This is a genomic window from Paraburkholderia sp. UYCP14C, from assembly GCF_004197395.1.
In the GTDB taxonomy this organism is placed as follows: domain Bacteria; phylum Pseudomonadota; class Gammaproteobacteria; order Burkholderiales; family Burkholderiaceae; genus Paraburkholderia.
The window spans coordinates 1-26,150 of the sequence record NZ_SELS01000081.1 but is presented as its reverse complement, the minus strand read 5'-3'; the positions used below and the strand labels follow the sequence as shown (position 1 = coordinate 26,150).

24 protein-coding genes and 1 pseudogene are annotated in these 26,150 nt (G+C 60.2%); 18 read left to right on the top strand and 7 right to left on the bottom strand.

What is annotated here, in order from left to right:
* The 3 genes and pseudogenes from EVC45_RS39025 to phaC all read left to right on the top strand — a co-directional run.
* A pseudogene (locus EVC45_RS39025) lies at positions 1-105 on the top strand (electron transfer flavoprotein subunit alpha/FixB family protein); the annotation flags it as partial.
* Between the two features lie 82 nt (positions 106-187).
* A complete protein-coding gene (locus tag EVC45_RS39020) occupies positions 188-658 on the top strand; it encodes a MaoC family dehydratase (protein WP_129963451.1) in 471 nt (156 codons plus the stop codon).
* A 14-nt stretch (positions 659-672) separates the two neighbouring features.
* A complete protein-coding gene (gene phaC / locus EVC45_RS39015) occupies positions 673-2,415 on the top strand; it encodes a class I poly(R)-hydroxyalkanoic acid synthase (RefSeq protein ID WP_211193550.1) in 1,743 nt (580 codons plus the stop codon).
* Positions 2,416-2,504: 89 nt separating this feature from the next.
* Here the strand turns inward: phaC and EVC45_RS39010 are convergent, their stop codons facing one another.
* Positions 2,505-3,506, bottom strand: coding sequence for an AraC family transcriptional regulator (locus EVC45_RS39010; protein WP_129963450.1), 1,002 nt, complete (start codon positions 3,504-3,506; stop codon positions 2,505-2,507).
* 241 nt (positions 3,507-3,747) lie between these two features.
* Here EVC45_RS39010 and EVC45_RS39005 point away from each other — a divergent pair, with 241 nt between their 5' ends.
* From EVC45_RS39005 to EVC45_RS38965, 9 genes are all read left to right on the top strand, one after another.
* A complete protein-coding gene (locus EVC45_RS39005) occupies positions 3,748-4,803 on the top strand; it encodes a 3-keto-5-aminohexanoate cleavage protein (protein ID WP_129963449.1) in 1,056 nt (351 codons plus the stop codon).
* A 154-nt stretch (positions 4,804-4,957) separates the two neighbouring features.
* Positions 4,958-6,280 carry an MFS transporter gene (locus EVC45_RS39000; protein WP_129963448.1) on the top strand — a complete coding sequence of 441 codons (1,323 nt, stop codon included), beginning with the start codon at positions 4,958-4,960 and terminating at the stop codon, positions 6,278-6,280.
* Positions 6,281-6,387: 107 nt separating this feature from the next.
* Entirely contained in the window at positions 6,388-7,368 is a 981-nt protein-coding gene (locus EVC45_RS38995; protein ID WP_129963447.1) for a quinone oxidoreductase, read from the top strand.
* Between the two features lie 10 nt (positions 7,369-7,378).
* Positions 7,379-8,227 carry a TauD/TfdA family dioxygenase gene (locus EVC45_RS38990; protein WP_129963446.1) on the top strand — a complete coding sequence of 283 codons (849 nt, stop codon included), beginning with the start codon at positions 7,379-7,381 and terminating at the stop codon, positions 8,225-8,227.
* 18 nt (positions 8,228-8,245) lie between these two features.
* The gene (locus EVC45_RS38985; RefSeq protein WP_129963445.1) at positions 8,246-8,812 is read left to right on the top strand and encodes an alpha/beta hydrolase; all 567 of its coding nucleotides are present in this window, start codon (positions 8,246-8,248) and stop codon (positions 8,810-8,812) included.
* Positions 8,813-8,844: 32 nt separating this feature from the next.
* Positions 8,845-9,165 (top strand): Rieske 2Fe-2S domain-containing protein, encoded by a 321-nt coding sequence (locus tag EVC45_RS38980; protein ID WP_129963444.1) that lies wholly within the window; start codon positions 8,845-8,847, stop codon positions 9,163-9,165.
* Positions 9,166-9,205: 40 nt separating this feature from the next.
* A complete protein-coding gene (locus EVC45_RS38975; RefSeq protein ID WP_129963443.1) occupies positions 9,206-10,834 on the top strand; it encodes a 3-(methylthio)propionyl-CoA ligase in 1,629 nt (542 codons plus the stop codon).
* 137 nt (positions 10,835-10,971) lie between these two features.
* A complete protein-coding gene (locus EVC45_RS38970; protein WP_129963442.1) occupies positions 10,972-12,126 on the top strand; it encodes a porin in 1,155 nt (384 codons plus the stop codon).
* A 30-nt stretch (positions 12,127-12,156) separates the two neighbouring features.
* Entirely contained in the window at positions 12,157-12,534 is a 378-nt protein-coding gene (locus tag EVC45_RS38965) for a BON domain-containing protein (protein ID WP_129963441.1), read from the top strand.
* 53 nt (positions 12,535-12,587) lie between these two features.
* Here the strand turns inward: EVC45_RS38965 and EVC45_RS38960 are convergent, their stop codons facing one another.
* Positions 12,588-13,031, bottom strand: a complete 444-nt coding sequence (locus EVC45_RS38960) for a glyoxalase/bleomycin resistance/extradiol dioxygenase family protein (RefSeq protein WP_129963440.1) — start codon at positions 13,029-13,031, stop codon at positions 12,588-12,590.
* Between the two features lie 122 nt (positions 13,032-13,153).
* Positions 13,154-13,870, bottom strand: coding sequence for an OmpA family protein (locus tag EVC45_RS38955; RefSeq protein WP_129963439.1), 717 nt, complete (start codon positions 13,868-13,870; stop codon positions 13,154-13,156).
* A 518-nt stretch (positions 13,871-14,388) separates the two neighbouring features.
* On the opposite strand from EVC45_RS38955, the gene EVC45_RS38950 reads away from it, so the two are divergent.
* The 5 genes from EVC45_RS38950 (at position 14,389) to EVC45_RS38930 (ending at position 17,852) form a co-directional block, all read left to right on the top strand.
* Positions 14,389-16,194, top strand: a complete 1,806-nt coding sequence (locus EVC45_RS38950; protein ID WP_129963438.1) for an OmpA family protein — start codon at positions 14,389-14,391, stop codon at positions 16,192-16,194.
* Between the two features lie 262 nt (positions 16,195-16,456).
* Positions 16,457-16,654, top strand: a complete 198-nt coding sequence (locus tag EVC45_RS38945) for a hypothetical protein (RefSeq protein WP_129963437.1) — start codon at positions 16,457-16,459, stop codon at positions 16,652-16,654.
* A 157-nt stretch (positions 16,655-16,811) separates the two neighbouring features.
* Positions 16,812-17,006: a hypothetical protein gene (locus EVC45_RS38940; RefSeq protein ID WP_129963436.1), complete on the top strand. Its 195-nt coding sequence runs from the start codon at positions 16,812-16,814 to the stop codon at positions 17,004-17,006.
* A gap of 292 nt (positions 17,007-17,298) precedes the next feature.
* Positions 17,299-17,496, top strand: coding sequence for a hypothetical protein (locus EVC45_RS38935; RefSeq protein ID WP_129963435.1), 198 nt, complete (start codon positions 17,299-17,301; stop codon positions 17,494-17,496).
* A gap of 101 nt (positions 17,497-17,597) precedes the next feature.
* Complete coding sequence (locus tag EVC45_RS38930) at positions 17,598-17,852, top strand: hypothetical protein (RefSeq protein WP_129963434.1); 255 nt, start codon at positions 17,598-17,600, stop codon at positions 17,850-17,852.
* A gap of 177 nt (positions 17,853-18,029) precedes the next feature.
* Here EVC45_RS38930 and EVC45_RS38925 read toward each other — a convergent pair whose 3' ends face one another.
* The 4 genes from EVC45_RS38925 to EVC45_RS38910 all read right to left on the bottom strand — a co-directional run bounded on the left by EVC45_RS38925 (position 18,030) and on the right by EVC45_RS38910 (position 22,704).
* On the bottom strand, positions 18,030-19,436 hold the full coding sequence (locus tag EVC45_RS38925) for a tetratricopeptide repeat-containing glycosyltransferase family protein (RefSeq protein WP_211193549.1): 1,407 nt from the start codon (positions 19,434-19,436) through the stop codon (positions 18,030-18,032).
* A 57-nt stretch (positions 19,437-19,493) separates the two neighbouring features.
* Positions 19,494-20,282: an FkbM family methyltransferase gene (locus EVC45_RS38920; protein WP_168991623.1), complete on the bottom strand. Its 789-nt coding sequence runs from the start codon at positions 20,280-20,282 to the stop codon at positions 19,494-19,496.
* Between the two features lie 119 nt (positions 20,283-20,401).
* Positions 20,402-21,736 carry a hypothetical protein gene (locus EVC45_RS38915; protein ID WP_129963432.1) on the bottom strand — a complete coding sequence of 445 codons (1,335 nt, stop codon included), beginning with the start codon at positions 21,734-21,736 and terminating at the stop codon, positions 20,402-20,404.
* A gap of 83 nt (positions 21,737-21,819) precedes the next feature.
* Complete coding sequence (locus EVC45_RS38910; RefSeq protein ID WP_129963431.1) at positions 21,820-22,704, bottom strand: EAL domain-containing protein; 885 nt, start codon at positions 22,702-22,704, stop codon at positions 21,820-21,822.
* A 1,454-nt stretch (positions 22,705-24,158) separates the two neighbouring features.
* Between EVC45_RS38910 and EVC45_RS38905 the strand changes: the two genes are divergently transcribed.
* A partial coding sequence (locus tag EVC45_RS38905) for an ESPR-type extended signal peptide-containing protein (protein ID WP_306770852.1) occupies positions 24,159-26,150 on the top strand: 1,992 nt, incomplete at its 3' end.

Below are 26,150 nucleotides of genomic sequence, written 5' to 3'. Positions count from 1 at the left end.
GCGATCAACAAGGATGCGGAAGCGCCGATTTTCAGCGTCGCGGATTACGGCCTCGTCGGTGATCTGTTCACCGTCGTGCCGGAACTCGAGCAGGCGCTCGGCTGACCGCATCCAGCGGTTAGCGTCCGTCACGACGCGTAGTACGCATCAGCACAGGGCAAATGCCCGCCCAGCCAGCGGAATAATCATGAATGAGCTTAACGGATACGATTTCGAAGACCTGCGACCGGGCATGAGTGCCCAGTTCGCCAAGACCATCACCGAGGCGGACATTTTGCTGTTCGCGGGCGCGTCGGGAGACATCAACGCGGTTCACATCAACGAGGAGTTTGCACAAACGACCCCGTTCAAGGGGCGCATCGCTCACGGGATGCTGACCGCAAGCATCATCTCCGCGGCAATCGCGGGGCGGCTGCCTGGCCCGGGCACGATCTACCTCGGCCAGAACCTGCGCTTCAAGGCGCCGGTTCGACCCGGCGATACCGTGCAGGCCGAAGTGACCGTCAAGGAACTGATTCACGACAAGCGCCGCGTGGTGCTGTCCACCTTCTGCACGGTCGGCGGCAAGGTGGTGATCGAAGGCGACGCCGTGGTCATGCCGACGACGTGCCGCGACCGTGTCGTCACGGACGCGACGTGCGCCGTCAGCGACGCCTGATAGCGAGCACCGCCATGAGAATGCCATTCAGCATGCCACACGAGTTTTCCACGGGCTGGGTCAAGGCCGGCTTCGATATGTGGCGTTTTTCGCCGCTCATCGACGGACACGAAACCGCGGTGTCCGACGCCGACAGCACGGACATCGATTTCAGCGGGCCGTTCGCGCGAGGCTCCGTGACCCACACGAGCGCCCACTACCTGCAACAGCAGACGCAACTGTGGAGCGACGCCGTCACCGGACTATTCGGCGGGCGCACGCAGTTGAAGACGGTCGCCGAACCCGAGCAGGGGGACCGGCGCTTTCACGCCGAAGACTGGTCCAGCAACGTCTGGTACAGCCTTCTGAAACAGAGCTATCTGATCAATGCCCGGGCGCTCGCGGAGTTCGTCGAGGCGAGCGCGCTCGACGAAAAGGGCAAGCACAAGCTGCGCTTTTTCACGCGCCAGTTCATCGACCTTGCCAGCCCTGCGAATTTCGTCGCGACCAATCCCGAGGTCATCAGGGCGGCGGTAGAGTCGGGCGGATCGAGCCTGCTCGCGGGCGCGACGCATCTGCTCGACGATCTGGGCAGCGGCTCGATTTCGATCACCGATGAAAGCGCGTTCGAAGTGGGCCGCAGCGTCGCCACGTCCAGTGGCGCGGTGGTCTATGAAAACGATCTGTTTCAGCTGATCCAGTACGAACCGCTGACGCCGAAAGTCGCCTCGCGGCCGCTCGTGATCGTTCCGCCGTGCATCAACAAGTTCTACATTCTGGATCTGCAGCCGGAGAATTCCTTCGTGCGCTTCGCGTGCGAGCAGGGCCTGACGGTGTTCGTCGTGTCCTGGCGCAACCCGCAACAGGACATGGCGCAGACCACATGGGACGCCTACCTCGAGGACGGCGTGATGCAGGCGATCAGCGTCGCGCGTGCCATTAGCCGGGCCGACCAGGTCAATGCATTGGGCTGGTGCGTGGGCGGCACGATGCTTTCGTCGGCGCTGGCGGTCATGCGTGCGAACGGCGACGACTCCGTGGCGAGCCTGACGCTGTTGACGGCGCTGCTCGACTTCACCGACCCGGGCGATCTCGGCGTGTTCATCGACGAGCAGGGTGTGGCGATGCGCGAGCATACGATCGGCCGCGGGGGGCTCTATCCCGGGCGCGAGCTCGGCTTCGTATTCCAGTCGCTGCGTGCCAACGATCTGATCTGGCCGTATGTCGTGAACAACTACCTGAAAGGCAAGACCCCGGCCGCCTTCGATCTGCTGTACTGGAACGCGGACACGACCAACCTGCCCGGCCCGATGTACAGCTTTTATCTGCGCAACATGTACCTCGAAAACAGCCTGCGCGTGCCGAACAAGCTGACGTTCTGCGACACGCCGGTCGATCTCGGCAACATCGATATCCCAAGCTATCTGATGGCGGCCGAGGAAGATCACATCGTGCCGTGGCGCTCCGCTTATCAATCGACGCAACTACTGGGCGGTCAAACTGAATTCGTGCTGGGGGCAAGCGGCCATATCGCGGGCGTGATCAATCCGGCGTCGAAGAACAAACGCAGCTACCGGACCAACGACACCTGCGACGCGAACTCCGACGAGTGGCTCGCAACATCGGTTCAAGAGCGCGGCAGCTGGTGGAATCACTGGATCGAGTGGGTCAAGCAGCATTCCGGCGAGCAGGTCGCGGCGCGCACGAAGCTCGGCAATAGAAAGTACAAGGCAATCGAGAGCGCACCGGGCCGGTATGTGAAACTGCGAGCCGAATGAGCGGATGGGGATAGCGGTGCGTTGGCAACGGAGAGTGATGTTCAGTGCATCACCCTCCGTTTTTTTTCGTCTTTATTTCCGCCGTGCCATCACTTCGCATGGCTCGCGCGCCAGTCGCGCGGCGTCATATGGAAGCGCGACACGAACCAGTTCGTGAACGACCCCTGTTGCGCGTAGCCGAGAAGCGCTGATACCCGCCCGATCGGGTAGGCGCGATTGCTCATGTAGCGCACGGCGAGTTCGCCGCGGACTTCCTCGACCTGATCCGAAAAACTGGTGCCGGCCGAACTCAACTGCCGTTGCATGGTGCGCACGCTCAGATGCAAATAACGCGCAACCAGCTCGGCGCTCGCCTGTTCGAGCGGCAGCAGCAGGTAGATCGCCTTGCGCACTTCCAGCGCCGCCGATTCCGCTGCGCTCGCATTCATCGGCGAGGCGAGGCTCTCCGCATAACGCACGAGTTCAGGATCGGCCAGCGGATTCGGGTAGTCGAGATCCGCGCTCGAGCAAACGAAGCCATTGAAGTCGCTGCCGAATTGCAGCGGACAGCCGAAGAAGCGCCGATGAAACGTCAGGTCCGCGGGTGCGGGGTGCGTGAAATGGAGTTCGCGCGGTTTCCAGAACTTGCCGAGCAGAGCGCTTGAGTGCCGCGCGAGCACAGCGAGCGCCAGTTCGATTGCCTGTCTCGTCGGCGTACCCGGCTCGACGACGAGTTCCTCCCGAATGGTGACCGTGTTGTCCGCGTCCTCGACGTATACCGCCAGCGCTTCATTAAGCAGATGACGGTATTCGGCTGCGGCCAGCAAGACTTCGCGCAGCGTGCGTTTGTGCGCGAGCAGGACGTTGATCACGCCGCTGCCGAAGGTCTGCCGCGTTTCCGCCATTTGCAGCGCCAAGGTCGGACACGACGCCTTTTCGGCCGTCATTTCCAGCAGCCGGCAGCAGGCGGTGGCCGACACGCGATCGTCCGGATTCGCGAGCGCGCCGGCATCGAGGCCGGCCTGTTTCGCGAGCTCGACCGGATTCAGTCCAAGCCGTCGGGTCACTTCGAAATAACCGCTCATGGCCACCGACGTCACCATCGTTTCCATCGTAGTTTCTCCGGACGATTCAAACGCTGAGTATCTTTCTAGTCATTAAACGCTTGCTTCGCGCAATTATTGGTGTTAACGCGCAGTGGCGCGAATCAATAAAAGGATGGCGCCTAATCATAAAAGTGTAGCGCGTGATTGCCGTATCGTGGGCACATGTCGTTCGAAGTGTTCCAGCAAATTTTCTTGCGACCTCGCGTGGGCGGAACACCGTCACTTCAAAACTGGATGGAGGCAACAAATGCAATTTCTCGACGATTCGCTGCACCCTGAGAATCAGGACAAGGTAGTCATCACCACCGCACCGTACGGCCCGGAATGGATGCCCGAGGACTTCCCGGAAGACATCGCCGTGACGATGGACGAGCAGATCCAGAAGGCCGTCGATTGCTACAACGCCGGCGCCACGGTGCTGCACCTGCATGTGCGCGAACTGGACGGCAAGGGCTCGAAGCGCCTGTCGAAGTTCAACGAACTGATCGCCGGTGTGCGCGCGGCAGTGCCCGACATGATCATTCAGGTCGGTGGCTCGATTTCGTTCGCGCCGGAAGATGAAGGTCAATCCGCGAAGTGGCTGTCCGACGATACCCGCCACATGCTGGCCGATCTCGAACCGAAGCCCGATCAGGTGACGGTCGCGATCAACACCACGCAGATGAACATCATGGAGCTGCTCTATCCGGAATACCTGGAAGGCACATCTCTGTCCAACCCCGCGTTCATGGCCGCCTATAGTGAAATGACGGTTCCGGCCGGTCCCGCCTGGGTCGAAGAGCACCTGCGCCGCCTGCAGGCTTCGGGCATCCAGCCGCACTTCCAGCTCACGGGCATTCACGCGCTCGAAACGCTCGATCGCCTGGTGCGCAAGGGCGTGTACAAGGGCCCGCTGAACCTGACGTGGATCGGCATCGGCGGCGGCTTCGACGGCCCGAATCCGTTCAACTTCTTCAACTTCGTGCATCGCGCGCCGGATGGCTGCACGGTCACCGCCGAGTCGCTGCTGAAGAACGTGCTGCCGTTCAACATGATGGCGATGTCGATGGGCCTGCATCCGCGCTGCGGCATCGAGGACACGATCATCGACCAGCACGGCAAGCGCTTTACGTCGGTGCAGCAGATCGAGCAGTGCGTGCGCGTCGCGCGTGAGCTGGGACGCGAAATTGCCACGGGCAAGGAAGCGCGCGAAATCTATCGGATCGGCGTGCAGTACGAGACGGTCGAAGAGACGCTGGTCGCCAACGGCATGGCGCCGAACCGCCGGGCTGGCGTCAGGAACCTGCCGCTGCGCGCGGCGTGAGCGCCGCAAGCCCGGGCCGACGCGTTGGCCGAGGCCGGGCTTCATGAGTAACGCTCCCGCTGCATAGCGGGAGCAGATAGCTGAATCCATAACAGGTCGTCGGCCCATGCGGGCACGGCGGCCACCAGGGAGTCAGCCTGGAAGGAGACAAAACATGCTCGTTCAGCATGCAGGGCCCACGACGGGCGAAGTTTCGGCAGCTCAGACGGACGTGCGCGCTTATGCGTGGGTCGTGTTTGCGTTGACGGTCGGATTGCTGCTTTCCGACTATATGTCGCGGCAGGTGTTGAATGCCGTGTTCCCGCCGCTCAAGGCCGCATGGCATCTGTCGGACGCGCAGCTGGGTTCGCTCAGCAGCGTGGTCGCGCTGATGGTCGGTGTGCTGACGTTCCCGCTGTCGGTGCTGGCCGACCGCTGGGGCCGCGTGAAAAGCATCGTGCTGATGGCGGCGATGTGGAGTCTCGCGACGGTGGGCTGCGCGATCTCGGCGAACTATGGGCAGTTGCTGCTGGCGCGTGCCTTCGTCGGGATCGGCGAAGCGGCGTATGGCAGTGTCGGAATCGCAGTGGTTCTGAGCATCTTTCCGGTGCGGCTGCGCTCCACGCTGACCGGCACCTTCATGGCGGGCGGCGCGTTCGGCTCGGTGCTGGGCATGGCGCTCGGCGGCGCGGTGGCGGCTCACCTCGGCTGGCGTTCGGCATTCGGCGCGATGGCGGCGATGGGCATCGTGCTGGTCGTGATCTACCGCCTCGTCGTCAGCGAAAAGCGTCTGGCGCCGCTGCAGCCGGCGAGCGTGACGAAGCAGGCGCAATCGCGAGGCATGTGCATGAGCCTGCGCGAGCTGATGAAGGGGTTGTTTTCGACCAAGTCCGTGGTGTGCGCCTATATCGGCAGCGGTCTGCATCTGCTGGTTCCCGCCGCTGTGTGGGCGTGGATGCCGAGCTTCCTGAATCGCTACTACGGCATGAATACCGGTAAGGCTGCGATGTGCGCGGCGGTGTTCGTGCTGGTGACCGGGGTGGGCATGGTGGTGTGCGGCAACCTCGCCGACCGGCTCAGCAAGAACGTGCGGGAACGCAAGTGGAGCGCCGCCATCGCCTTCTGCCTCGCCTGTTTCGTTCTGCTCGGGATTGGCTTCCGGATGCCCGCGGGGCCGTGGCAACTGGTCGTGATCGGCGTCGGCATGTTCTTCTGCGCCGGTGCGAGCGGCCCGTCGGGCGCGATGGTGGCGAACCTCACGCCGCCGACGATTCATGCCTCGGCGTTTGCGACGCTGACGCTCGCGAACAACCTGCTGGGCCTCGCGCCGGCGGCTGTTCTCACCGGGATCGTCGCCGATCGGATCGGTCTGTCGGGCGCGTTGCAACTGGTGCCATTCGCACCGCTCGTCGCGGCCGCCGCCTTCATGATCGGCAAACGGAACTACTCGGGCGATCTGGATCGGCTGAACACGCTGCGCGAGCAGGCTGCACGCTGACATCGCATGATGCCGCGCGCACGGCGCGGAGAACAAGACCTGTAACTGCGCCGCGGGCGCAATGAATTCTGCGAAGTGCAGATCAAGCAAAGAATTGGAGATTGAACATGGCAAAGGCAGTTCGCTTTCATGAAACCGGTGGTCCCGAGGTCCTGCGCTACGAGGACGTCGAAGTGGGCAACCCCGGTCCCGGTCAGGTTCGCCTGCGCCATCAGGCGGTGGGCCTCAATTTCGCCGACACCTACTTCCGCAGCGGCCTGTATCCGGTCCCGCTGCCCGCGGGGATGGGCGTGGAGGCCGCGGGCGTGGTCGAGGCCGTCGGCCCGGACGTGACCAATGTTGCGGTGGGCGATCGTGTGACCTACACGGGCTTCATCAACACGCTCGGCGCGTACAGCACCGAACGCCTGATTCCGGCCGCGCCGCTGATCCGGCTGCCCGATGCGATCGACTGCGAAACGGCTGCCGGCATGACCATGCGCGGCCTGACCTCCGCGTATCTGTTGCGCCGCATTCACGACTTCAAGGCGGGCGACACGATCCTTCTGCATGCCGCCGCCGGCGGTGTCGGTCTGATCGTTTCGCAGTGGGCGAAGCTGCTGGGCCTGAACGTGATCGGCACGGTTTCGAGCGAGGCCAAGGGCGAGGTGGCCCGTGCCCACGGTTGCGACCACATCATCAACTACAGCCACGAAGACGTCGCGAAGCGCGTACGCGAACTGACCGATGGCGTCGGCGTGAACGTCGTGTTCGACAGCGTCGGCAAGGATACCTTCGAGGCCTCGCTCGATTCGCTGAAGCGTCGCGGTCTGCTGGTATGCGTCGGCACGGCCTCCGGCCCGATTCCGCCGTTCAATCCGCAGTTGCTGGCAATGAAGGGCTCGCTCTATCTGACCCGTCCGGCTCTGGCTGACTACATCGCCGATCCGGCCGAGAAGAACGAGCTTGCCGGCGAAATCTTCGGGCACATCGCCTCGGGACGCATCAGGATCGAGTTGAATCAGCGCTATGCGCTCGAGGATGCGGCGCAAGCCCATCGCGATCTGGAATCGCGCAAGACGACCGGGTCGTCGGTCTTCGTTATCTGAGGAGCCAGCCATGCGAATCGAACAACTGACGTACTCTATCGGGGCCGAACTGACCGGGGTGAATGTCGCCCACGCCATCCATGACAACGGCCTGTTTGCGGAGATCCGCTCGGCGCTGCTGAAGCACCGGGTGCTGTTCCTGCGCGACCAGGACATCACGCGCGACGAACACGTGGCGTTCGCGCGCCGCTTCGGCGAACTGGAAGACCATCCGGTCGCGGGCAGCGATCCGGAGCATCCGGGTCTCGTGCGTATCTACAAGACCCCCGATCAGCCCAACGACCGCTACGAAAACGCGTGGCACGCCGACGCAACCTGGCGCGAAGCGCCGCAGTTCGGTGCCGTGCTGCGCTGTGTCGAGTGTCCGCCCGTCGGCGGCGACACGATGTGGGCGAACATGGTCCTCGCCTACGAGAAGCTGCCTGCGTACGTGAAGGAGCAGATCGCCGAGCTGCGCGCGCGCCACAGCATCGAGGCGAGCTTCGGCGCCGCGATGCCGATCGAAAAGCGTCTCGCGTTGAAGGCGCAGTTTCCGGATGCGGAGCACCCGGTGGTGCGCACGCATCCGGAGACGCAAGAGAAGGTGCTGTTCGTGAACGCCTTCACGAGCCACTTCACGAACTTTCATACGCCGGAGCGCGTGCGTTTCGGTCAGGACGCGAATCCGGGCGCGGGCGATCTGCTGCGCTATCTGATCAGCCAGGCGTACATCCCCGAGTACCAGGTGCGCTGGCGCTGGCAGAAGAACAGCATCGCGATCTGGGACAACCGCAGCACGCAGCACTATGCGGTGATGGACTACCCGCCGTGCCATCGCAAGATGGAACGCGCCGGCATCGTCGGCGACAAGCCGTACTGAACCAGCAAGCAGCGTCCCATGAATTACGAATTGAAACCGACCATTCTGATGGTCCCGGGTCTGCGCGACCATGTCGCGGAGCATTGGCAAACCCTGTTGCAGCAACGGCTGCCGAACGCGCTGTCGGTGCCGCCGCTCGAGCACGACAAGCTCAGTTGCGCGGCACGGGTCGCGGCGCTCGATGAGGCACTCGCGAGGATCGACGGCCCGGTGATTCTGGTCGCGCATAGCGCGGGCGTGATGATCACCGTGCATTGGGCGGCGCAGCACAAGCGCGAGATTCACGCCGCGCTGCTCGCGGCGCCCGCCGACCTCGAAACACCGTTGCCGGCGGGTTATCCGGAGCTGGAGACGCTCAGGGAGAACGGCTGGCTGCCGATTCCGCGCAAGCCGCTGCCGTTCCCGAGCATCGTCGGCGCGAGCCGCAACGATCCGCTCGCGCGGTTCGAGCGGGTGCAGGACCTGGCGCGGGACTGGGGCAGCCGTCTCGTCGATCTCGGCGAAGTGGGGCACCTCAACCCCGCTTCGGGCTTTGGCGAATGGCCGATGGCCGAGACCTTGATTCGCCGGTTGGTACTGATGTGAGGCGGCCTGCGACGGATCAGCAGGAGTCGGGGGTGTCGCGTCGGATCGTGGTGGGTGCCGCCGGCGAACTCGCGCCGGGCCAGCGCAAGCTGGCCTTCATCGATGGCCGCAGCATCGTGCTGTTCAACATCGAAGGCACGCTTCACGCCATCGACAACGCATGTCCGCACAACGGGGCCGCGCTGTCGGGCGGCCAGCTGGAAGGCTGCATGTTGCGCTGCCCGGCGCATGGTCTGCGCTTCGACGTGCGCACGGGCTGCATGCCGGGACCAGGCGGATTGAGTGTGACGACCTTCCCGGTCGAAATAGTGGATTCAAAGGTGGTGGTGAGTCTCGACCGCACGGCAACGTAGGTCCGGCGCAAGACCCCACAACCAGTCAGGAGACGGAAAGATGCAAGGCTTGATGATGCAGCAGTCGCTGCTGGTCTCCGCGCTGCTCACGCACGCGGAGCGCCATCACGGCGAACAGGAAATCGTGTCGCGACGCGTGGAAGGGGACATCCATCGCTATTCGTATCGGCACCTCGCGCAGCGCGCGCGCCGCATGGCCAACGCGCTGTCGACGCTCGGCGTCGTCCAGGGCGAACGCGTCGCGACGCTCGCGTGGAACGGCTACCGCCACATGGAGCTGTATTTCGCGGTGTCGGGCTCCGGGGCCGTGCTGCATACGCTGAACCCGCGGCTGCACGTCGACCAGCTCGCGTACATCATCGAGCATGCGGAAGATCGTGTCGTGTTCTTCGACCTGACGTTTCTGCCGCTGATCGAGAGCGTCGCGCCGCGGGTGAAGAGCCCGAAGGTATTCGTGGCGATGACCGATCGCGCGCACATGCCGCAAGCGAACGACTTTGGCGGCATGCTGATGTGCTACGAGGACCTGCTCGAGCTGCACGACGACGTTTTCGAATGGCCGCAGCTCGACGAGAACAGCGCGTCGTCGCTGTGCTACACGTCGGGCACCACCGGCAATCCGAAGGGCGTGCTGTACAGCCATCGTTCGACCTTGCTGCACACCTACGCGGCGGCGCTACCCGATTCGCTGAACTGTTCCGCGCGCGACGTGATCCTGCCGGTCGTGCCGATGTTCCATGTGAACGCATGGGGACTGCCTTACGTTGCCTGCATGGTCGGCGCGAAGCTGGTGTTTCCCGGGCCGGCGCTCGACGGCAAGTCGCTCTATGAACTGATCGAAACGGAGCACGTGACGCTGTCGGCCGGTGTGCCGACTGTCTGGCAGGGATTGCTCACGCATGTCGATGCACTGGGGGCGAGCTTCTCGTCGATGCGGCGCACGGTGATCGGCGGCGCGCCGTGTCCGACCGCGATGACCGAGGCGTTCCAGAAGCGCCATCAGGTCGAGGTACTGCACGCGTGGGGCATGACCGAATTGAGCCCGATCGGCACGGTCTGCAGCTTCAAGGCGCATCAGCAGTCGCTGCCGATGGCGCAGCAGTACGAGGTTCAGGCGAAGCAGGGACGCTCGCCGTTCGGCATCGACATGCGGATCGTCGGCTCCGAGGGTAACGAATTGCCGTGGGACGGCCAGACCGCCGGCGATCTGCAGGTGCGCGGTCACTGGGTCACGCAGCGGTACTTCGGCGCCGATGTCGAGTCGCCGCTGTGCGACGGCTGGTTTCCGACCGGCGACATCGCCACGATCGACCGGCACGGCTTCATGCAGATCACCGATCGCAGCAAGGACGTGATCAAGTCGGGCGGCGAATGGATCAGCTCGGCGGCCATCGAAAACGTCGCGTATCTGCATCCGGAAGTTTCGACGGCCGTGTGTATCGCCGCACGGCATCCGAAGTGGGACGAACGGCCGTTGCTGCTGGTCGTGAGAAAGCCGGGCAGCGAGCTGGCCAGCGACGAACTGCTGTCGTTCTTCAACGGCCGGGTCGCGCGCTGGTGGACCCCCGATGCCGTGGTGTTCGTCGACACGGTTCCTATCGGCGCAACGGGCAAGGTTCTGAAGAACCAGTTACGCGATCAGTTCGGCGGCTACTACCTTCCGGCCTGAGCCGACGCTTTCGCAGCAACGTAGTTCGATTCACGCAACACCGCACTGGGTTCGCCCGGCGCGCATAAAACCACCAATCAATCGAAGCGACCGCAGCATGGGCTTTGGCGCCAACGCCGGTACGCGAAGGAGACACAATGAAGTTGAAGTCAAGCAGCGCTATCGTGTTGGCAATCTTCGCCACGTTCGCCACCGCAGCTCATGCGCAATCGTCAGTGACGCTCTATGGCGTGGTCGATACGGGTCTCCTGTATCAAAGCACTTCGGCGGCTACGTTTCTGCCGCACGCGCCGAACACGGGCAAGATTTATCAGCTGAAGGACGGCGGTATCTATTCCAGCTTCTGGGGTTTGAAGGGAAGCGAAGATATCGGCGGCGGCTACAAGGTCAACTTCAAGCTGCAGGGTGCGTTCAATACCACCACCGGCAAGTTCGGTCTGTCCGACACGCCGGGCGTCACTGCGATCTTCAACCAGTTCGCGACGGTCGGCGTATCCGGGCCCTTCGGTACTTTCGACGCCGGCCGGCAGATCGTTCCGATGATCTACGCGATGGCGGAAACCGACGTGCGCGGCGCGCAGTATTTCGGCAGTATTCTGACCGCGTGGCTCGGCATCAATCAGGCGGCCGGCTGGCCGGGCACGAGCACGAACGCGCCGATCGGCGCGCTGTACGACAGCAACGCGCTCGTCTACAACTCGCCGAAATTCCATGGTGCGTCGCTCGCGCTCGAATATGCACCGGGCGGCGTCGCCGGTCATTTCCAGGGCGGCACGCGCGAGTCGGCGGTAGCCAAGTATTCGAACTACGGTCTGAATCTGTCCGCCGTGTATTACAACGGCCACGATACCAACCCGTACCCGATCACCTACCCGGCGGCGCCCGCCATTCCGGCGACCGGTGTCGCCAACAACCGACTCTACTATTTCGGTGCGATGTACACGATCGCGGGATTCTCGATCTCGGCCTCGTACGGCGCCGGCAAGAACCCGGCCCATAGCAACACCGCGGATTTCGAAATGATTTCGGGGGGCCTTGGCTACCAGTTCAATACGCGTTTCAAGGTCACGTCCGGCTACTACTATCTGAAAGATAAAAACAACTCGGCGAACCATTCGAGCGAATTCGCCATCGGCGCGGAATACAACCTGTCCCAGCGTACCAAGGCCTACGCGCAAGTGGGTTATGTGGCCAACAGGGGGACCATGAACCAGACCATCGTCTATGGCGCCCCGGTTGCGCCAGGTGTGTCCACCACGGCGGCCATGATTGGCATCCGCCATAACTTCTGATTACGTCACCGATAACAACTGGAGTATTCGATGAAAACCATTCAGGCACGCGCGTTGGCGATCGCCACGTTGATTCTTGCTGCGACCGGCAACGCATGGTCGCAGTCGGGCCAGACGGCCAGTGCGGCTTCGGGTGCGCCAGCGATGTCAGCTAGCGCAGCCGCACCCGTCAGCTCGCGGCAAGCCAATCGCGCGCTGCGTCGGCAGGTCTATGCCGCGATCGGCAAGCACAAGGAGATCAGCGCCGGCAATATCAGCGTCATCGCAAAAGGCGGCGCGGTGACGCTGAGCGGCACGGTCACGGACGCTTCGCAGGTCAATCAGGTCGCGGAGATCGCGAAGGGCGTTCCAGGCGTGACTTCGGTGACCAACAAGCTCACCGTGGAAAAGCCGTTCGGCGGGATGTAAAAAGAGCTCACGCATCGGGGGATCGAGCGCGAGGAGACCACTACAACAATCCACTATTTGTCGAACAGCGCCGTGTAACGGCGCTGCATCTCTTCAGGCGTGAGCGCTTCGATCTGCGCGCCGAGCAGCCATTCGTGGCCGAACGGATCGCGCAGGGTCGCCGAGCGCTCGCCATAAAAATGATCGGTAAGCGGGTGGACCACGGTCGCGCCCGCTTTGACCGCTTGCGCGACGAGTTGGTCGACATCGTCGCAGTGGATATGCAGCAGCACACCCGGCCGGTTGTCGCCGCTCGGGCCGAGCATGTCGTGTTCGGGATATTCATCGGACAGCATCACGGTCGCTGCGCCGATCTTCACTTCGGCATGACCGATGCGCCCGCCTGGCTCGGTCAGGCGAAACTGCTCGACGCCGCCGAATGCCTGTGCGTAGAACTCGATGGCCTGCGCGGCGTTGCGCACGCGCAGGTATGGATAGACCTCGTGGATCGCGCTCATCGTCACCTCCGGGGTTGCTGGTGACGATTATCGGTGAAATGCGACAATCCGGGTGCTTCACGTTTTCGATGACGGAGCCTGCGCCACACAGGCTCTCACGATAGAACGCTTCTGCAATCGAATCAGTTCAATACGATCTCCACGCGTCGGTTCTGTGCGCGTCCGCTTGCCGTCGTATTCGGCGCAGCGGGATTTGCGCTGCCGTGTCCGGTGACAACGAATTGTTGCGCTTTCAGTCCGTGGCTCTGCAGATACTGTGCGACGCTCTGCGCGCGCTGCGTCGATAACTTCTGGTTGTAGGCGTTGGATGCCGTCGAGTCGGTGTAGCCATTCACCGTGACGGCGTTGACCGTCGCGCCTGCCGCGGTTTTGATCAGCGCGTCGAGACGAAGGCGCGCGTCGGCCGTGAGGGTTGCCTTATTGAGTTCGAAATTCGCGTCGCCGCTCAGGGAGAGCTTAGGCGGCGGCATGCGCACTGGCGCGGCGACCTGCGTGACGACGGGAGGGGCAGGCATCGGCGCAGGGGTTACGACGGGATCTGTCCGCGCGACAGGCGGCGCTCCGCACTGAAATGTCAGCGTGCGCACGTCGCGATGACCGCCATCGGCCGCAAGCGGCGCAATCTCCTGCATCGGACGCACAGGGTTCTTGCCGCAGATTTCGCGAGCTTTCGAATAGCATGTGTTCTGGCTCGAAAGGAGTCCCTCGCAATTCACCTGAAACGCCTTTTCGTTGTTCGGCAGGTTGACCGAGTACGCACTATAAGTGAGGCCTGAGCCGGAGGAACATCCTGCGAGTGCCACGCCAACCAGTAGCGCTGCTCCAAATTTCCGTGTCATGTTGAATTTCATGGAGTATCGAACCTCATCGGTATTATTCTTTATCTATGTGGATTCACGCTAGTTTCGTTGCGTCGTCGAACTCGATGCCGTTGGGAATCGACGCAGCGAATCATCGCGCTTCCGAACGCCTTCGGTGTGTTGTCAAAGTAACCCGAAGAGCGATGCGCTGTTTGGTCTCCTGCGCGTGAGTTCGTCAACTCTAGCGGTTCCCATTCCTTCCAAATGCCACACTTTGTGAATCTGCCCGACGAGATCTGCCGGCACGTGGCTAAGCGGGATGCTCTGCTTCAGTTCTCGACTGTCGGAATCTGAACTTCCGACAAACTTCGCGGATTTACGTCAGTTATTCGAAAATTGCTAAAGCGCGCTTCACAGCGTCTGGAAAAGCAATTACCTTGCGCTCAAAAAACGGCTGACGTTGCGTCGAATGAATCGTCTGTGCGGGTCATCAGCCAGTGACGTTCAGACCAACGATTGCGAAGGCGCTCGCGCGCTGCAATTTCACGAGAACAGATATGAAGAGCATCGATCTTTCCAAATCAGTTGACGCGGTATTTTCCGATTCGAACCGTCAGTGTCTTGCGGAGCAAATCGGCCTCTCGCCGGAAATGCTCGGGAGGATCACGACTCACGCCAGCCCTGTGCTCATCGCGTCGCTGATGGCGGGTGCGGCGACGCCCGATGGCGCGAGGGCCGTATTCTCCGCTGTCATGTCGACCGAAGCGAATGCTCGTATCGAAGATCAATTTTTGCGGCTATGCGGTGCTTCGTCGAGCATCAAAGACCTCGAAACAACCGGCGAGTCACTTTTCGTGCGTGCTACCGGCAGGCGTATCGCGCTGGTGAGCGATACGATATCGCGTCAGATCGGCATACCGCCTCAGGCTGCTCATGTCATGACAGCACTGTTCGCTTCGGTGTTGTTCGGCGTGCTCAAACATCACGTCCTGCTCGAGCAAGGAACCTCGGCTGGACTGCCCGTGCTGCTCGGCGATCAGTTGCCTGCCGTCTCGATGCTTTTGACGGATCGCGTCACCGAATCGATCGGATTTGAAAATGCCGGCAATTTCACTCGATCGATCGTCGGGATACTTGAGTCCGTAGCGGCAAGTTTGACGCAACCCGTGGTTGAGAATCAGACTGCGCTTCGACACTCCTTAGCCGCCACGGCGCTCGGAGCCGCGACGCCGGTGGCCAGAACGAAGTCTTCGCGCAGAGGCATATGGCTTCTGTTTGCAGTTTTGACGGTCATACTGCTCGGCGTTTTCGCCTATGCCAGTTTTTTCGGGAAGCAGGTGGGTGTTGAACCGGTCGTGTCGTCTAAGGATTCGACTGCTGGTCCCGTCACGCCGTCGAGCACGCCGGCCACTGCTAGCGTTGCAACGCGACCGGACGCGGCTTCTTCCGTGCCGCAGGGATCCGCCGCGGCTCCGGTGGCAGCCTCCGGAAGTGGCGCGGCCGCTCCCGCGTCCGATGCTGTATCCGCACCCGCTTCAAATCCGGCGGCGAACGCTTCTACGAAAAGTGGAAACCTTGCTTTTAGCGTCAATCAGGCGGGCGTACCGTCATTGACGGGAACGCTAAGTAGCAACGCGGAGCGGCAAACGCTTATCGACGCATTGAACCGAAGATTTGGCCCGGGACGCTTCGCTGCCGACCTGAAAGTCGACACGAATCTGCGCTCGGCCGACTGGCTCGCTTACGTCGATGAACTCTTGTCGTTGATGGCTTTGCCGCGCGCCGAAGTCGGGATCGACGCGCCCCACATCGAACTGGGCGGCGCGGCGGCGAATGCATCGCTTGGCTGGCAGCGGCGCTTGCAGAACATGTTCGGCAAGTCCTGGGTAATCGGTCAGTTCAGTGCGGATGAGGCGGTCGATGTTGCGACGCAGGCGTTCCTCGGCACGATGGTGAAGATGCTCGATGCGGGCGGTGCCTGCATAGGCCCGGATGTCGAAAAAGTTCTGAACTTGCAAGTTGTGGATTTCGCCGCATCCAGTGGACATATCCCGTTGTCCGCCAAAGAGAACCTTTCCGAGTCCGCGCAACTGCTTAAGGCATGTGCCGATGGCGGTCATCCCGTGGCACTAGATATCAAGGTCTATTCCGACAACGTCGGCGATGAGCAGGCCAACCTGCTGCTTTCGCAAAAGCGTGCCGACGCGGTGCGCGGTTTTCTGATCGAGGCGGGTGTCAAGCCGGGCCTGCTCATCGCTCACGGCTATGGTTCGGCGATGCCGATCGCGAGCAATGCGACGGCCGGTGGTCGGTTTGCGAATCGCCGCGTCGAATTTGCATTGACTCAACCGTGGGCCGGTTGACCGATTGCGTTGGCCGAGCGCTCGGGTTTTGCTTCAAGGTCAATGCGACGCAAGCTTCCCTCGCAAGTTCCGAGGTGAAGTCCCATTGCGTCTTCAATCCGCCTTTGATTGGCGCCTTATGATGATGCGGGCTGCTTCTGGTCGGCAGCAGGGCTGCTCGACGTCACAATTCTTGGCAACTCAGGTGTGGACGCCCGGTTACATTCCGTTGCAAGTGCTCTAGCGAGAGCATGACGAGCACCGAACGAGACTGGAGCTATCAATGGCAAACCCGCATCAGGTTCAAGTTACCCTTTCATTTCACCCGGAGGACTACGCCGCGTTCAAGATGGCCGCGCGCGCCACAGGTCTTGATGAGCTTTCGTTTGGCATCTTGGCGGTTCATCGCGAGGCTCGTCGCGTGTTGATCGAGGATCGGGGCCATCGCGACACCGCTCTGCAAAGTGACAAAGTCTTCTGATCGGCATGGGCGTGTGGCGTCGATCGAGCGACCTCGCCACGGGAGTCCTTGAGCGGGTTTTTGGCGCGGCAGATTCTGAATCAATTCGATTAGATCTATGTGCCGGAACCTTGGGACTTTTTCCGGAGATTGCCAGTGACGACGGAGGTGAAGTTCAATGAATGAAATAGCAACAAAAGCGATTTCGGAACTGCATCATCAACTCGAAGCAATGGAGGCGTGGGTCACGTCTGAACCGGCGATTGTGACGGGCGTGAAAGGAGTGAGGATCATGCGTCTGGTTGCACTGATATCCGGCGATGCATTCCGGTATGTCCTCGTCAGGACGGGGTCAAAAGGGCGCTGGTGCTAGTGTGCGCCAAGCATCGCTTTGGTTGTTCCGCCGGATTTCGCTGCTTTGCCCGTCACTCGCCTTCGCGTCGTGCGTGAACAAAAAGTGAAGCCCCGACGACCGGGGATGTGTCGGGGCTTCGGTGGGCAGGCAGTACTCAGGAGAATTTGCACTCCTGCCCGAAATCGATCACAAGATCGATGCGTCCAGCATATCAAAAGCCGAATGCGTGTGCTGTGAACAACTGTGACCTGCTCCGTTTGTATGTCGTGCACAAAGCTGTGAAAACATGTTCTTCTGGAAATTTCGAATCATGCAAAGCGAAGCAACTGCTCAACCGGGGCTGCCTGACGCAAAGAGATTCACGCGCCTGGTGGACGAAATCGATGGCGTGCCGGGTCTTCGCAAGCGCTGGATCACGTTGCTTGGCATTGGGGCGATCTCGCTGTCACTGTTGTTCGCGTGCGGATTTCTCCATTTGATTCTCGTGCTGATTTTTCGACATCGGTGATTGTTCATTAGGTCGTTGCGGTGCGAGTTCGTGGGCGTCGGGTTCCAGTCGCGAAGCGACCGAGACTTTTCAATCGCCGGTTCACTTGATGGAGCGTGCCAATGCATACGGACGTTGCCTCATCCTTGGCGGTAGCGGGACATGATCCGGCCTATCGCGCTCGGTCGTATTACTATGACGACCAACAGCAAGAGTTATTAAACCGTATTCGAGCAGCCTGGGGTGACGACTGCGTGATTCAGATCTCTGGCGGACGACTGAGGATTTTTGCCGACGACGGGCGGTTGGAGTTTTTCAGCGCGAATGAGCTGTTTGAAGCGATCGCCGCAAAGGCGTTGAAGAGAACTACTCGGTGACAAAAGGAGAGCAGTGCCACGCGAAGGACTACCTGCGCACGTTGGGGCGATTGCGGTGTTGTCGAATCAGGAAAGCCTCCGATTGCTTGTAGTGGTTTGTTATCGGCAGATCCCTTGGGGGAACAACAGCTGCAAATCTTGTGCTTGTCCATCTGTTGGGTGGCCTCGAAGGGCTAGTTAGCCAGTCAGCCATGCCACCGCTTCCTGCACGACCGGGTCCCAGTTGCTTTCGTGCGTCTGCCGCAATACTTTCGCGCCGTCGATCCACCGGGTAGTAGCGCCCTGTGTGCCCCAACGCCAATCGCTCGACGTATTCACCGGCACGCATGTCGGCTTGCCCATCATTGCCGCAAGGTTTGCAACTCCGGAATCCACCGCGAGCACCGCGTCCAGCTCTCCAATGCAGGCAGCGGTATCGTCGAAGTGATAGATGCCGGGCAGGTAGCGGCTGACGTTTCCAACCGGCGCGCCCGCGGAGGCCTCGACCAACGGATGTTGCAGGCTCACGAAATGCACACGACTGGCCACCGCTGGATCCGTCACGACGCGGTCAAGCGTTTTGACGGGCAGACTGCGACGCTTGGCCCAGCAACGCATTTCGCTGCTCAACTCCGGGTGATGGCGCTGCTCGCAGTCCCAGAAAAGGCCGACAAGACTTTTTCCCGAATGTTGCTGGCGCAGTTGGCGCGCCCATCCCTTCGCAATCTGCTGCTTGGCAAGCGGAGCGCGCACATACGGCTGAAAGCGGTATCCCGACACCGACCGTCCAGCCTTCAGCAATGGCAACTGAAGCAACGTAACGTGGAGGTGCGGCGCGAACGTTTCCACGCGTGCTTGCACATCGTCAGGTAATCTTTCATGTAATCGCGATGGACGCGGTGCACTGACTACTTTGCAACCGCGCAGCGAGGCTCTCATAAGCGTGTGGACCTGCGGATCGCAAGTGATCATCACACTTGCTCCTGCGGCCTGCCAGTCGGCCACGCACGCCGCCAACAGGAAGTTGTCGCCGAAACCAAGCTGGTGTGTGACCAACACGTGTTTCCCATGCAGGTCTGGTTCGCCTGCCCAGCCGGGGATTCCTATCGGCCGGTAGCTGGCGGCATTGCCAGATTCGTTGCGCGCCAACCAGTGTGCAAAGCCGTGCGAGTTCCCTGCCTTGAGCATCGCTTCACCCAACAGCTGTTCTGCGGTCGCGCGAACGTGAGTGTTGTCCGAATCCACCGTCCGCAGTGCTTCGTCCAACAACTGGATCGCCTTCTCAAGATTGCCGGCCATCATCAAGCTGTAGCCCAGCCTCACGCGGTAAAGCACTGGATCGTGAGATCTCGATGGGTGATGCGGCCATGTGGCGGCCGCTTCGGCATGTCGTCCCAACAAATCCAGCGCATGAGCGTGCAACGCCAGAAAATATGGATGATTGGGGCTGAGTATCAGCGCCCGTTCCGTCCAGGGAATGAGTTCGTCTTCGCGCCTGAGTGCTATCAATGTCTCGCAAACCTCACGCATGATCGCCAGGTCGTACGGGGCAATCGCGTGACGTGCGGACGCAGCCTGTAGCTGCTGTTCTAACTCGACGTTCATCGTCAACCTCCGATCGTCTCGACTGTTACCTGGTGTGAAAGCAATCGCAGAGCGTGGTTAGGTCGCGACGGGTTGGTATTTGGGTGCGTTGACAACGCAGCGAAAATCCTCGAGTTTTTCGCGGGCGACGCATAGCAGGTTCAGATTGTCCACGAACCACAAATCATAGCCAAGTTGATGCAGTGCCGTGCAGATGTTGTCCCTGTCGAGCCAGTATTCGATCCAGAGGATGGGGCGGTGGGTCGCAATGGTGCGCTTTGCGCCTTCCAGAACGCGCATCTCCATGCCTTCCACATCGATCTTCATCAGGTCCACGCGCGTCAACTCCAGAGAGTCAATTTCAATAGCTTTGACGGTCTCTTTGCCGACGAGTGTTCGATCTGAACCATCCGACTGATCCAACTCGGCAGTGCTGCCAAATTGAACCATGCCGAAGTCGCGAACTTCGGTGTAGGTCATCGGAGGGATTTGAAGCACAGTGTTCGAATCCGATACCGCGAGATGATAGCAGTGTAGGTTCAGCAGGTTATTCGCGACGCAATTGGCGGCCAGCATATAGAAGACAATCCGCTGCGCTTCAAAGGCGATCACTGATCCTCCTTTTGAGGCGAGAAGCGAAGCGCAGGGCACAGCCACCAGACCAATGTTTGCACCTACGTCAAGCATGCATGCTCCGTCGCCGAGTTGACCGACGACAGTCAGAAGATTAGACAGCTCCGATTCAATGTGCAATTTGCCGGTGCGTACGATTGCCGCCGGCTGGTGAGTGTCGCCGCGCAACATCGTAAATTTGCCGCGATTACTTTCAAGCTGGATTGCGTAACCGGGACAATCGTGGTGAGCCATAAGGGTTTGAATTGGAGAAAACTGCGCCGGTGGCATGGCGATCGATAAAACATGCAGGCCGATGTCCGAGCGCCGGTTAAGGCGCGTTCGGCCAACTACTCCAGCATCACCCCGTGCCTTTACGTACGCCGTTGCGTGACACTCAACTGCAGGCTGATGCGGTCCTGGGCGGCCATCATCATGGCCCGTAACCCGGCGGCCATACCATAGTAATGAACCATCAGACTCGAGTCTTGCTGGAAAAACCAGGGCGTATTCAAATCAACCAGGCTCAAGGCAGCCTCAAGATCCCAACCAGGCTGATCCTTGAGGATATCGGCAATAACGGTCTGATCTCCACCGCTCGCGTACGTGCTTGACTTGTCGGACACAGCGCGGATCGACGCGAGTATGTGTTCGAGGAGTTCGAAATTGCGGCGTGTTTGCCGGAGGCCCAACACGCCGGCGTTGATAATCCAGGGACCGATATCATGCGCCGCGACGAAGTCGCGGCATGCTAGCAGCGGCTCGAGTTTCATTGCCTGATTCACAAAGAGGATGTCGGAGTCGATCCACATCACCCATTCGTGCTGAGGCAGATATTTCTTCAGAAGCCACGGCTTGAGCCATGTTCCGGACATGCCCGGCTCGGCGTCACTGGGCGTCTCGCGGTGCACATACAGCGTGTGGCCGTGGCGGGTGCAGTAGCGCAGGAAGTTCGACTCGGCAATCGCGCCAAACTGGCGAATATTCGGCGTGTAGTACATAACGATGGCCACAGGCTGTCCAGCGTTGTACACGCTGAGGTCGCCTTGCGAAACACCGTCATACGCAGGAAATTCCAGCGCGGGCGTGCCTTTTTGCTGCCAGTCGTTCACATGCTCGAATAGTGCCGAACGAAAACGTGGATGCGTCCCGGCGTACAACTCAACATCTGATAGGACTAGTGTCCATACGTCTGCACGCCGCGCCCATGTCGGCTCACGGCGCACATTACATATTATGGAACAGTAGCATCCGGCGAGCTGCGCGTAGGGCGGCAGGTAGTCAAGATCTGCGTGGAGATCCAGTTCGTGACCGAGGCCGGTCGTTACCTTGGCGCGAGTGATAAATCCCGCGATCAGTGTGCGCATTGCAGCGGTGTTGCGCCAGACCTGAACGGCGGTCTGCCTGTCGTACCCTTCTCCGTCCACGCTCATCAGGAGATAGTCGCGTCCTGTCGCCATGCTTTCGACCGGGTGCATTCCCAGAATCACGCAGTCGTCCGTGAAGCACACGAGCAGCGCAGATTCAGGCAAATGTCGCAGGTGATGCAGAATCAGTTCGTATTTGTAGATAATTCGATGTGCGGTGCTCTGCAGGCCGGCGACCGACACTAGCTCATGTCGGTATCCCATCTTCGAACAGTAATGCCGATGGTTAATCAGGGCTTGTGGCTCGTTATTCTCAAGAATGCTTAGGCAAAGAGTCGTCATCACGTGCTTCGAATAGGATGGGTGAATGCACCCGAGCGATTGTTATACTTTTCAATTGGACCGGCATTGCGGACTTCGCCAACTTACTGTCCAGCTCTGCGCCGGGCCGCGCTCGATCCAACGAAAGAGTCCGGTGCAACGCGATCTGTTTTTTGTGTAAAAGCGTTGCGAACGAAGCGACTTTCCGCGACGAATTTGTCAATCTGTTCGTTTTCGATCGGGGCAGAGATGTAGTAGCCCTGACAATCTATGCGTGCAATCGTGCTGACCCATGCGAATTGCTCCGGTGTCTCCACGCCCTCGATCACGACTTGCATTCCAAGTCGCTGGCCGAGCTGGACGAGTGTCTCAACCACGACTTTTGAATTCGCGTTTTTCTGAATGTCGCACAGGAGCTTGCGGTCCAACTTCAGTGTGTCGACGCCGAGCCGATGTAGAACGGCGAGGGACCAGTATCCTGAGCCGAAGTCATCGATCGCGACGCGTACGCCGGATGCCTTGATTGATTCGATGCCTGAGGCAAGCAGTTCAATTGAGCCGGGGTCGGTGGACTCGGTGATCTCGATTTGCAATCGGGAAGGGTTGATCGAATGGGTGCCAAGTAAGGCCGACAGCTTGTTCGCCAAGCTGGGCTGACCGACCTCGCTAGAGGGAAGATTGACGGCCAAGGAAGGCGTGTCGTATCCACGAGCGTTCCAATCGACTAGCGTCCGAGCTGCTTCCGTGACGACGAATTCCGTGAACCTCCCGGTTAGCGGAGAGTCTTCCACAAGGTGAATAAATAGATGAGGAGTAAGGACGCCACGTGAGGGATGCCTCCACCGCAGGAGCGACTCAAAGCCGGTCAGCCGGTTTTCCTGAACTCGCACTTTTGGCTGGTAGACGAAGAAAAATTCCCGTCTTTCCAGGCCGCGTTCCGCATCTTCGATTGTGCAGAGGGTGGATCCGTCAGCGGCAGGGTGTTCCATGAAAGTCTCTAATGCGTATGATCTGCAAGACTGACATCAAGTCAGCCGACATGGCCATGGAAAGTCAGCGACGCGCCGACAAAACTATCTGATCGCACGGTTCCTGACGTCAGGATTAGGGGAGTCGCGCGTTTGGTCAGCATCCAATATGGCAATGATATAGAAATGAACGGCATGATCTGTGAACGATTGAAACACTGCCGTCGACGCGGTAAGTGCCGTAATTGCGCCGCAAATCTCTCATTTCACATTTCGTCACTTATCGCCTCCCGGTGCACTCTACGATCCGTTTATTGATGGATAGGGGATCGCTCGGCGCTCGCGCGCGCGAGTCGCCGAACTTGGGAAGCAGTCGTGCCTTTAACGTATGCGGGAAACAGTTTTTTAAGGGGCGCTTTACTAGGGGCTCTCGTTGGATGGTTCGCGTGCACCGCGGTCGATCATTGGGCAATAGCGTCTTTCGTCGAGCAAAGCCTGGGTGTGCGGTTGGTGATCGAGGCGGCTGCTTCGGCCAGTCTGGTGCTGCCTCGGCCGTTGCTATTGAAGACAATCTTTCGGCTGCGGCGTAGTGTGTTTATAGCGGACGAGGATGTGCAAGCAATGCTACGGGGACGCGTTGTTGGCGTTATCGGTGGCATCTGGCTAGGGTTGACGATTAACAGTGTGCTCTTCTGAGCGTACTGACACGACACGGTATAGGTGTTGGGGAAGAAGCGAATGGGGAAGTAATGCTTGAAGTCTATAAAAACGATCAATAGATCGACTTCATCTGGTTCTGAAATATGGTCTGCGCTGTTCTCGCGAATACAGCCGTCCAGCAGTGAGTCTATCTATTCGGCAGCGCGAGATCCTGAACATTTGTGAATTGGCGTGGCATTTCGCGCGGGGTGTATCGAAATGACCATCCAGGACAGGATCGTGTGGCTGCGGTGAATTCGAACTGGTATATATGCCGGTTAAGTACAAGATCTCCAAAATTCGGGGCTTGAGTTAAGTACCTTCACAAGATTCAACTTGCTTTCATTTCGTTTGCTCATTTCCGGATTCCGGTGGCTCGTTGGTGAGTGTTCGCCGTCGTTCCGCCGCCATTTCGTGCGTCCGGTCATCGTGCCCGCCGGGAGAGTTGGACTTCCTTGTTCCGGGTGGGTGGGCGTCTCCGTGTGGATCGGGAATCGTTGTCACGAACGTCCGAGGTTGAGGTGCTGTTAGGGCGGCCGTCATGCGACCAGGGTGTGTGACAAAGGTTCGCAACTTACGATCCATCGGTCGATATTCTTCCGGAATCGTTGCTTCTTCTGGAAATGAACTCGGTCAGCGGGGAGTTCGGTGGCGAGTGTGGCGTGGCGAGAATTGAGCCAATAACTCTGATTCTCGGCTTAAGTCGTTAATAAATGAAATCCGATCAAAAAGAATTCCTGACTGATCGGTTGAGCAAATCGGGTGGAGAGTAAGGGATGAACAAGACGTACCGATCAGTCTGGAATGAGTCATTGGGAGCTTGGGTTGCCGTATCGGAACTTGACTCCGCCCGAGGGAAACCCAAAAAATCGAAGGTGGTTCAGGCCGCCGCCCTGGCCGTGGTGGCTTTGGGTGCGCAAGTGCATGTTGCTCATGCGCAGTACGTTTCTGGCACCGGCGCTAGCGCTCCGGGCGGGGCGTCGGCAATGGCTGCTGGCACCAATGCTTACGCGGGCGGCGGTTCGGCAACGGCTATTGGCTGGACTGCCACAGCTAGTGCCTCCAACAGTACGGCAATCGGAGGTTCAGCCAGTGCTACAGGTAACAACGCTATAGCAGTCGGAGCTTCATCCAGTGCTCCAGGTAACGGTGCAGATGCTCTCGGTGTAAATGCTTTGGCGAAAGGGGACCAATCAACGGCTATTGGCACCAGTGCTAATGCCACCCCATCTTACTCGGTGGCATTGGGCGCAAATTCTTATGCTGGTGGCACCCACAGTTCAGCAATCGGAGGTCAAGCCACTGCTGCAGGTGACAACTCTCTAGCCGTCGGAGGTCAAGCCACTGCTGCAGCTACCAGCTCTCTAGCCGTCGGAGCTTCATCCACTGCTGCAACTATCAACTCTGTAGCCGTCGGAGCTTTTGCCACTGCTGCAAGTACCAACGATGTAGCCGTTGGAACTTCTTCCAAGGCTACGGGTGGCAATTCAACTGCTTTCGGTGTAAATGCTTTGGCGAGCGGGGGGCAGGCAGCGGCTATTGGCACCAGTGCTACTGCCTCCGCAAATTACTCAGCGGCTTTGGGCGGAAATGCTACGGCGGCTGCTACCGGCGCAATAGCGATAGGAGGGTTCTCGGTAGCGAACGTCGCGGGCTCGGTGGCACTCGGCCAAAGCGCCTCCACGACTGGTGCGGCGACGGCGGCCACGGGTGGGACCGGTACGATCACCGGTGTGACAATTGGCAGTACGACTTATGGATCATTTGCCGGAACCAGCGCTTCTACTGGTGTCGTAAGTGTCGGGACTCCGGGGGGCGAGCGACGCATACAGAATGTCGCTGCGGGTCTCGTCGGCGCAAGCAGTACCGATGCGATCAACGGCAGCCAGCTGTATTCGGTCGCAAGTACGGTAGGCTCTAACATCACTTCACTGTCTACCTCGACGTCGACGGGACTGAGCTCGCTATCAACAGGTCTGAGCACGACCAACAGTAATGTGGTGTCGCTGTCGACCTCGGCGTCGACGGGCATCAGTTCGCTGTCGACGTCGACCTCGACCGGCATCAGCTCGCTGTCGACGGGCGTCAGCACAGCGCAGAGCGGCGTGAACTCGCTGTCGACGGGTCTGAGCACGACCAACAGCAATGTGGTGTCGCTGTCGACCTCGGCGTCGACCGGTATCAGCTCGCTGTCGACGGGCGTTAGTACGGCGCAGAGTGGTGTGAATTCGCTGTCCACAGGCCTGAGCACGACGAACAGCAATGTGGTGTCGCTGTCGACGTCTGCCTCGACCGGAGTCAGCTCGCTATCGACGGGCCTGAGCACGACCAATAGCAATGTGACCTCGCTGTCGACGGGCGTCAGTACGGCGCAGAGTGGTGTGAACTCGCTGTCCACAGGCCTGAGCACGACGAACAGCAATGTGACCTCGCTGTCGACGGGCGTCAGCACGGCACAGAGCGGTGTGAACTCGCTGTCGACGGGTCTGAGCACGACGAATAGCAATGTGGTGTCGCTGTCTACCTCGGCGTCGACGGGCATCAGCTCGCTGTCGACTTCGGCCTCGACCGGTATCAGCTCGCTGTCGACGGGCGTCAGTACGGCGCAGAGTGGTGTGAACTCACTGTCGACGGGTCTGAGCACGACGAATAGCAATGTGGTGTCGCTGTCGACCTCGGCCTCGACCAGTGTCAGCTCGCTGTCGACGGGCGTCAGCACAGCGCAGAGCGGCGTGAACTCGCTGTCGACGGGTCTGAGCACGACCAAC

Coding starts and splice junctions, on each gene's coding strand:
- EVC45_RS39020 (WP_129963451.1), top strand. CDS start 188: ATGAATGAGCTTAACGGATACGATTTCGAAGACCTGCGACCGGGCATG.
- phaC (WP_211193550.1), top strand. CDS start 673: ATGAGAATGCCATTCAGCATGCCACACGAGTTTTCCACGGGCTGGGTC.
- EVC45_RS39010 (WP_129963450.1), bottom strand. CDS start 3,506: ATGGAAACGATGGTGACGTCGGTGGCCATGAGCGGTTATTTCGAAGTG.
- EVC45_RS39005 (WP_129963449.1), top strand. CDS start 3,748: ATGCAATTTCTCGACGATTCGCTGCACCCTGAGAATCAGGACAAGGTA.
- EVC45_RS39000 (WP_129963448.1), top strand. CDS start 4,958: ATGCTCGTTCAGCATGCAGGGCCCACGACGGGCGAAGTTTCGGCAGCT.
- EVC45_RS38995 (WP_129963447.1), top strand. CDS start 6,388: ATGGCAAAGGCAGTTCGCTTTCATGAAACCGGTGGTCCCGAGGTCCTG.
- EVC45_RS38990 (WP_129963446.1), top strand. CDS start 7,379: ATGCGAATCGAACAACTGACGTACTCTATCGGGGCCGAACTGACCGGG.
- EVC45_RS38985 (WP_129963445.1), top strand. CDS start 8,246: ATGAATTACGAATTGAAACCGACCATTCTGATGGTCCCGGGTCTGCGC.
- EVC45_RS38975 (WP_129963443.1), top strand. CDS start 9,206: ATGCAAGGCTTGATGATGCAGCAGTCGCTGCTGGTCTCCGCGCTGCTC.
- EVC45_RS38970 (WP_129963442.1), top strand. CDS start 10,972: ATGAAGTTGAAGTCAAGCAGCGCTATCGTGTTGGCAATCTTCGCCACG.
- EVC45_RS38965 (WP_129963441.1), top strand. CDS start 12,157: ATGAAAACCATTCAGGCACGCGCGTTGGCGATCGCCACGTTGATTCTT.
- EVC45_RS38960 (WP_129963440.1), bottom strand. CDS start 13,031: ATGAGCGCGATCCACGAGGTCTATCCATACCTGCGCGTGCGCAACGCC.
- EVC45_RS38955 (WP_129963439.1), bottom strand. CDS start 13,870: ATGACACGGAAATTTGGAGCAGCGCTACTGGTTGGCGTGGCACTCGCA.
- EVC45_RS38950 (WP_129963438.1), top strand. CDS start 14,389: ATGAAGAGCATCGATCTTTCCAAATCAGTTGACGCGGTATTTTCCGAT.
- EVC45_RS38945 (WP_129963437.1), top strand. CDS start 16,457: ATGGCAAACCCGCATCAGGTTCAAGTTACCCTTTCATTTCACCCGGAG.
- EVC45_RS38940 (WP_129963436.1), top strand. CDS start 16,812: ATGAATGAAATAGCAACAAAAGCGATTTCGGAACTGCATCATCAACTC.
- EVC45_RS38935 (WP_129963435.1), top strand. CDS start 17,299: ATGCAAAGCGAAGCAACTGCTCAACCGGGGCTGCCTGACGCAAAGAGA.
- EVC45_RS38930 (WP_129963434.1), top strand. CDS start 17,598: ATGCATACGGACGTTGCCTCATCCTTGGCGGTAGCGGGACATGATCCG.
- EVC45_RS38925 (WP_211193549.1), bottom strand. CDS start 19,436: ATGAACGTCGAGTTAGAACAGCAGCTACAGGCTGCGTCCGCACGTCAC.
- EVC45_RS38920 (WP_168991623.1), bottom strand. CDS start 20,282: ATGGCTCACCACGATTGTCCCGGTTACGCAATCCAGCTTGAAAGTAAT.
- EVC45_RS38915 (WP_129963432.1), bottom strand. CDS start 21,736: ATGACGACTCTTTGCCTAAGCATTCTTGAGAATAACGAGCCACAAGCC.
- EVC45_RS38910 (WP_129963431.1), bottom strand. CDS start 22,704: ATGGAACACCCTGCCGCTGACGGATCCACCCTCTGCACAATCGAAGAT.